This is a genomic window from Clostridia bacterium, from assembly GCA_019683875.1.
Taxonomy (GTDB): Bacteria; Bacillota; Sulfobacillia; order RBS10-35; family Bu92; genus Bu92.
Genome location: JADGHN010000092.1, coordinates 1 through 7,169 on the forward strand (window position 1 = coordinate 1; position 7,169 = coordinate 7,169).

Sequence of the window (7,169 nt, forward strand, 5' to 3'; positions counted from 1 at the left end):
CGCCCGGGGCCGGGGGGGCGCCCCCCCCCCGCGCCCAAAACCCCCCCCCCCCCCCGGGGGGCCCCCCACGCCATTCTATCACGAATTGGCGCACATATGTTCGCCTTTTGGGGTCGCCCTTAACCGCGCGCCGGGACCGGCAGCCCCACCCGCTCCTTCACCTGGCGCAGCGTGGGCTCCGCGCGAGCCGCCGCCTCCTCCGCGCCGCGGGCGAGGGTGCGCTCGATCTCCCCCGGATCGGCGAGAATGTCGCGCAACCGCTCCTGCAGCGGGCGCAGGCCTTCCACCACGGCCTCCGCCACCGCGCGCTTGAACGTGCCGTAACCGCGGTCGCCGTATTCCGCCTCCAGCTCCGGGATGGGTCGTCCGGTAAACGCCGACATGATCTCGAGGAGGTTCGAGATGCCGGGCTTGCCCTCGCGGTCGTAGCGGACCTCGCGGCCGGAGTCGGTGACGGCGCGCATGATCTTGCGCCGGATCACGTCAGGCTCGTCCACGACGAGGATCTTCGAATCCGGATCCGGCGAGCTCTTCGACATCTTCTCCGTGGGATTCGTGAGCGACATCACGCGGGCGGCCACCTTGGGGATGACGGCCTCCGGGAGCGTGAACGTCGGGCCGAAGCGCGAGTTGAAGCGCTCGGCGATGTCGCGCGTCAGTTCCACGTGCTGTTTCTGGTCGTCGCCGACGGGCACCTGCTCCGTCTGATACAGGAGGATGTCCGCCGCCATCAGCACGGGGTACATGAACAGGCCGGAAGAGACGGACGCGCGCCCGCGCCCCTTGGACTTGAACTGCGTCATCCGGTTGAGCTCGCCCATCGTCGCCACGCAGCTGAGGATCCACATGAGCTCCGCGTGCGCGGGCACCTGGGACTGGACGAAGAGCACCGATCCTTCGTGGAGCCCCAGGGCCATGAGCAGCGCCGCCATCGACCGCGTCGACTCCCGCAATTCTTGCGGGTCGTACGGCAGCGTCATGGAGTGGAGATCGACGATGCAGTACAGGTGGTCCGGGTGCGGCCGCCAATGGCGCAACGCCCCGAGGTAGTTGCCGATGTGCGTCTGGCCGGTCGGTTGAATGCCCGATAGGACGCGGGCCATGTGAGTCTGCCACCTCCGAAGCCGTTCGACCTTGTCCAGGATACACCCGCGGCGGCAGACTGCGCGGGAGGGCCGCCCGCGGCCCTCGCCCGCGCGCTACTTGGCGCCTGTGCGCGCTTCCGCCGCGCGGCTCTCGAGTTCGATGATCATGTCGCGCAGGAGCGCCGCCCGCTCGAACTCGAGGGCCTTCGCCGCCTCCTTCATCTCCTTGCGCAGCTTCTCGACGAGCTTCGGGATCTGGCGCGGCGGCACGTCCTTGAGGCTGCGCCCGTCCCAGTAGCCCTCGCCCTTGGCCAGCACGCGGGTGTTCTCGATCACGTCGCGCACCGGCTTCACGATGGTTTGGGGCGTGATGCCGTGCCGGCGGTTGTACTCGGTCTGGATCCGCCGGCGGCGCTCGGTCTCGCGGATGGCGGCGGCCATGGAGTCGGTGACGCGGTCGGCGTACATGATGACCTTGCCCTCCGCGTTGCGCGCGGCGCGGCCGATCGTCTGGATGAGGCTGCGCTCGGAACGGAGATAGCCTTCCTTGTCCGCGTCGAGGATGGCGACGAGGCTCACTTCGGGGATGTCCAACCCCTCGCGCAGGAGGTTGATGCCCACGAGCACGTCGAACACGCCCAGGCGCAGGTCCCGGACGATCTCCATACGCTCCAGCGTCTCGACGTCCGAGTGCATGTACCGCACCTTGACGCCGACCTCGCGCAGGTAGTCGGTCAGCTCCTCCGCCATCTTCTTGGTGAGCGTGGTCACGAGCACGCGGTGGCCCTTGGCCACGCGCTTGCGGATTTCGCCCAGCAGGTCGTCGATCTGGCCGCGCGTGGGGCGCACCTCGACCTCGGGGTCGACGAGCCCCGTCGGCCGCACGATCATCTCCACGACGCGCTGGCTGCGTTCAAGCTCGTACGGCCCCGGCGTGGCCGAGACGTACAGCGTCTGCCCGATGCGCCGCTCGAACTCCTCGAACGTGAGCGGGCGGTTGTCGAGCGCTGAAGGAAGGCGGAAGCCGTACTCCACCAGCTCCAGCTTGCGGGAGCGGTCGCCTTCGTACATGCCGCGGATCTGCGGGATCGTCTGGTGCGACTCGTCGATGAAGCAGAGAAAGTCCTTCGGGAAGAAGTCGAGAAGCGTGTATGGCGGCTCCCCCGGCTTCCGTCCCGTCAGGTGGCGGCTGTAGTTCTCGATGCCGCTGCAGTAGCCCACCTCGCGGAGCATCTCGATGTCGTAGCGCGTCCGCTGCTCCAGCCGCTGCGCCTCGAGAAGGCGGCCGGCGGCTCGCAGTTCCTTCAGCCGCTCCTCCAGTTCCGCTTCGATGGACGCGATTGCGCGCTCCATCTTCTCGGGCGACGTCAGGTAGTGGCTGGCCGGGTAGATCGCCACGTGGCGGTTCTCCGCGAGGATCTCGCCGGTCAGCGTGTCGATCTCCACGAGCCGCTCGATTTCGTCGCCGAAGAGCTCCACGCGAATGGCGCGATCCGTCGAGCCCACCGGGCAGATCTCGATCACGTCGCCGCGGACGCGAAACCGGCCGCGGTCCAACTGCATGTCGTTCCGCTGGTACTGCAGGTCCACGAGCTTGCGGACGATCTCGTGGCGGGGCTTCTCCATCCCCACGCGCAGCGAAAGCACCAGCGAGCTGTAGTCCTCCGGCGAGCCCAGGCCGTAGATGCAGGAGACACTCGCCACGATGATGACGTCACGCCGCTCGAAGAGCGCCATGGTGGCCGAGTGGCGGAGCTTGTCGATCTCGTCGTTGCGCAGGGCGTCCTTCTCGATGTAGGTGTCGGTGGCGGCGATGTACGCCTCCGGCTGGTAGTAGTCGTAGTACGAGACGAAGTACTCCACCGCGTTTTCGGGGAAGAATTCCTTCATTTCGGCGCACAGTTGTGCCGCCAGGGTCTTGTTGGGCGCGATGATCAGCGTGGGCCGCTGCAGGCGCTCGATGACCCAGGACATGAGCGCCGTCTTGCCCGAACCGGTCACGCCGAGCAGCGTGACGTCCTTGGCGCCCGCCTCGAACGCCTCCACGATCTGCTCGATGGCCTTGGGTTGGTCGCCGCTCGGCTGGAACGGCGCGTGGACCTTGAACGGTGGCATGGCTTCATTATAGCCCTTGACCGGTGGCGGAAGCGCCGCGCCGCCATTACTATGAGGAGGTGTGAGTCGGCGCAATCTGCGGAAGGCGGCGGGTGGTGGCATGCGTGGAAGCGACGGATCGCGAAGAGCTCCTGCAGACGATCCGCGAGCACCTCAACGCCGCGGGGGGCCAAGCCTCCGGCGAGGCGGCCGCCTGGCTGGAACGCGTGCGCGCGCTGCAACCGTACGACTTCGCCGAACTCCTGCGTGAACTGCATCCGTACGAGCAGCTCGCGCTGATCCCCCTCTTGCCGCGCGACTACGCCGCGGCCACGCTGGAGTACCTCGAGCCGGTCGAGCAGTACCACCTTCTCCACCAGTTCAGCCCGGACGTCGGTTCGGAGCTCCTTCTTGAGATGTCGAGCGACGTCGTCGTCGACCTGCTGCTCGCCGTGCACCCGAACCAGGCGGCCAAGCTCCTGGGTTGGCTGCCCGCGGAGTACCGCGAGCAGATCGACCGCCTCATGACGTTCCCGCCCAACAGCGCGGGAAGCCTCGCGGCCGTCGACTACGTCGCCGCGAGGGAGAACTGGACCGTCGACCAGACGCTGCGCCACATCCGCAAGGTCGCGCGCGAGGCGGAGACGCTGTCCTACGTCTACGTGCTGGACGCGCGCGGCCGGCTGACGGGCGTCGTGTCGATGCGGGAGATCTTCCTCGCCGACCCGAATGCGCGGCTGGGCGACTTCGCGAACCGCGACGTGATCGCGGCCTACGCGCTGGACGACCAGGAAGAGGCCGCGCGGCTCCTGTCCAAGTACGACTTCGTGGCGCTGCCCGTCGTCGACGACGAGGACCGGCTCGTCGGCATCATCACCGTCGACGACGTCGTCGACGTCATCCGCGACGAGGCGTCGGAAGACATCCAGAAGCTGGGCGGCAGCCAGCCGCTCACGGAGTCGTACTTCAGGACGCCGATCCCGACGCTCTTCCGGAAGAGGGTCGGGTGGCTGCTCGTCCTGTTCATCGCCGAGGCCTACACGACGACCGTGCTGAACCATTTCAAGCCGTTGATCTCCATGGACGCCACGTTGTCCATCTTCATTCCCCTGCTCGTGGGCACGGGGGGGAACACGGGGTCGCAGACGGTCGCAACCCTGGTGAGGGCATTGGGCGTCCACGAGGTCGCGTTTCGAGACCTGTTCCGCGTCGTGGCGCGCGAGGCCGCCACGGGCGTGATGCTGGGGCTGGCGATGGGAGCGGCGGGCCTTGTCCGCGCGCTCATTGTCGGCGTCGGGCCGAGCCTGGGCGTGGTCGTGGCACTGAGCGCCCTGTTCATCGTGATCTGGGCTTCTCTTGTCGGGGCGTTCCTGCCCCTGGTGCTGCACCGGCTGGGCGTCGACCCGGCGGTGGTGTCGGGCCCGTTCATCGCCACGCTCGTCGACGGCACGGGTCTGTTCATCTACTTCAGCGTCGCGCGGATGATGCTCGGCCTTCATTGACCGCAGGCCGTTCATGCTCGGCGGTGTCCTGACGCTTCCGGCGGCCGGCGGGTCCAGCGCGCGCAACTCGCGAGCGGCCGGCTAGCGGGCGCTGGACGCCGCGTCGATCACGGCGCGTGCCATCTCGGCGATCGCGCGCCGGGCGCGGCCGGCGTCCGCCACGCCCTCGCTCAGGAAGGCCATCGCGAAGCTCCGCCCCGGGAGAAACACGAAGCCCGTGTCGTGCACGATCCCCGTCACCCAGCCGCTCTTCGTCGCGATCTCGCACGGCGGAAGCGCCCCCACCGGCTCGTCGCTCGCCTCCGGCAGGAGCCCGCCGATCCCGTGCGTGAACTGTTGTTTCTTCAGCGTCTCCACCATGCGCCGGCACGCGTCCCACGACACGATCTCGCCGCGGGCGATGGCGCGATAGAGCGCCACCACGTCCGCGGCGGTGATCGTGTTGCGGCCTTCGAGCTCCGCCGGGATCACCATGAGCTTGTTGTAGAAGCGGCTGTTCACCATGCCGTGGCGCGCCATGGTCTCGCGGATGAGGTCGGCGCCGACGAGGTCGATCACCATGTTCGTCGCCGTGTTGTCGCTCACGATGATCATCAGCGTCACGAGGTCCGCCACGGTCCACTCCGTGCCGGGGGTCAGCGCGTGGAGCACGCCGCTGCCCAGCACCTGGTCCTCCGGCCTCAGCACGACGCGGTCGCTGAAGCGGAAGCGGCCACGGTCGGCCGCGACGTACGCGGCGGCCATGATCGGGACCTTGATGACCGACGCCGCGTAAAACGGGTCATGCTCGTTCAGCGCGTACCGGAATCGCTCCCCGCCGGCCGTCCCCGCCTCGCCCGATTCGTGCAACTCCTCGACGACGATGCCCCAGCGCCCGCCCGCTTCGGCGACGATGCGCTCGATGGCACGCACCGCCTGATCCACGACGATCCCCCCGCGTCCTTACTGCGACGGCTTCGTCCTTACTGCGACGGCTTCGGCGACGATCCCGCCGCCGGGAACGACGGCGCCGGTTCACCCAGCTTGCCGGCGAGCGTGCGCACGGCCTGCTGAAGCTGCGGATCCCGGGCCAGATCGCCCTGGATGGCGTCCGCCGGCTCCTTCACCGTGATGTCCGGCGTGAGGCCCGTCTTGTTGAAGCTCCGCTTCTTGGGCGTCAGCCACTGCGCCACCGTCAGCTTGACGCCCGTGTTGTCGTCATACGTGTAGGTGCGCTGGACGACGGCCTTGCCGAACGTGCGCTCGCCGATGATCGTGCCCGCGCCGTAGTCCTGGATCGCGCCGGCGAGGATCTCCGCCGCGCTCGCCGTGTAGCCGTTGACGAGCACCGCCATGGGCAGCCCGAGGCCGCGGCCGCTGCCCTTGATCTCCCACACCTGCGTCTTGCCGGTGCGATCGACGACGTACGCCAGCGGGCCCGGCGGCAGCAATTGGCCCGCGATGGCCGAAGCCACGTCGAGCAGGCCGCCGGGGTTGTTGCGCAGGTCCAGGACGATGGCCTTGGCGCCCTGGTCCCTCAGCGTCTGCAGGCCCTTCCGGAACTCGTCCACGGCCACCTCGTCGAACTCGCTGAGCTCGACGTATCCGATGGAGCCGCTCAGCATCTTCGTCTCCACGAGCGGCACCTCGATGGTGGCGCGCCGGAAGACGAAATCCAGCCGCTGGTCCCCATCGGGAGTCGACCGGAGCACCGTGATGCGCACCTGCGTGCCCGGCTGGCCCTTGATCGCCGAGGCCACATCGGCGACGTCCTGGTCGACGACGTTCTTCCCGTCGACGGCCACGATCCTGTCTCCAGGCTGCAGCCCCTTGGGGGCTCCGGCCGGCGCGCCTTCGTACGGCGTCTCCGCGGCCGGCGTGCCCGGGAACGGCCGGAGCACGATGGTGTACCCTTCCTTCTGCTCCACGAGGACGCCGATGCCGGCGTAGCGGCCGCTCGTCTCCGTCTTGAAATCCTTCAGCGCGGAGGCGTCGAAGTACATGGAGTACGGGTCGTGCAGCGCAGCGACCGCGCCGGCCACGGCCCCTTCCATGAGCTTGTCGAGCGGCGGCGGGCCGGAACGCCCGTGCGCCTCGGGATCCTTCGGGTTCTGGTAGTAGTTCTCCTGGATGAGGTTGAGCACGTCGAGGAGCTTGCCGAAGTTCGGCGTGTCCACGAGCTTTTCCGCGACGCCCAGGCGCTTCATCCGCTGCGCGTAGATGTAGCCGTTGAGCGCGTCCGTCGCTGCGTACGTCACGACCGCCGTGGCCACGACCAGCGCCACCGGGGCCAAGAACCGGCGCCAGCGCGGCCGCGGCGCGCTTCCGAAGTCGGGCCCGTCGGCCATCCGTGCACTTCCCTTCCCCTGTGCAAAGTCGCCCCCGGGTCACCCGAGGGCGAGCGCGTGCGCAATCCGATGCAATTATACGTACGTCAATGCAGGTTCACGTATCCGGACGGGTCGACGGGGACGCCGTTGACGCGCACCTCAAAGTGCAGGTGCGGCCC

At 68.4% G+C, this 7,169-nt stretch carries 5 protein-coding genes; 1 reads left to right on the forward strand and 4 read right to left on the reverse strand.

The window, feature by feature from the left end; genetic code table 11:
• Positions 1–119: 119 nt before the first annotated feature.
• Together trpS and uvrB are read right to left on the reverse strand one after the other, a co-directional pair.
• Positions 120–1,103, reverse strand: a complete 984-nt coding sequence (trpS, locus tag IRZ18_07595) for a tryptophan--tRNA ligase (protein ID MBX5476965.1) — start codon at positions 1,101–1,103, stop codon at positions 120–122.
• A gap of 96 nt (positions 1,104–1,199) precedes the next feature.
• The gene (gene uvrB / locus IRZ18_07600) at positions 1,200–3,200 is read right to left on the reverse strand and encodes an excinuclease ABC subunit UvrB (protein MBX5476966.1); all 2,001 of its coding nucleotides are present in this window, start codon (positions 3,198–3,200) and stop codon (positions 1,200–1,202) included.
• Positions 3,201–3,331: 131 nt separating this feature from the next.
• Here uvrB and mgtE point away from each other — a divergent pair, with 131 nt between their 5' ends.
• Positions 3,332–4,681: a magnesium transporter gene (gene mgtE / locus IRZ18_07605; protein ID MBX5476967.1), complete on the forward strand. Its 1,350-nt coding sequence runs from the start codon at positions 3,332–3,334 to the stop codon at positions 4,679–4,681.
• 81 nt (positions 4,682–4,762) lie between these two features.
• On the opposite strand, the gene IRZ18_07610 is transcribed toward mgtE, so the two are convergent.
• A complete protein-coding gene (locus IRZ18_07610; protein ID MBX5476968.1) occupies positions 4,763–5,605 on the reverse strand; it encodes a serine hydrolase in 843 nt (280 codons plus the stop codon).
• 38 nt (positions 5,606–5,643) lie between these two features.
• Entirely contained in the window at positions 5,644–7,008 is a 1,365-nt protein-coding gene (locus tag IRZ18_07615) for a S41 family peptidase (GenBank protein ID MBX5476969.1), read from the reverse strand.
• Positions 7,009–7,169 lie beyond the last annotated feature (161 nt).

What these genes read in the sequence shown, in the direction of transcription:
- trpS (MBX5476965.1), bottom strand. Translation starts at nt 1,103, where the DNA reads ATGGCCCGCGTCCTATCGGGCATTCAACCGACCGGCCAGACGCACATC.
- uvrB (MBX5476966.1), bottom strand. Translation starts at nt 3,200, where the DNA reads ATGCCACCGTTCAAGGTCCACGCGCCGTTCCAGCCGAGCGGCGACCAA.
- IRZ18_07615 (MBX5476969.1), bottom strand. Translation starts at nt 7,008, where the DNA reads ATGGCCGACGGGCCCGACTTCGGAAGCGCGCCGCGGCCGCGCTGGCGC.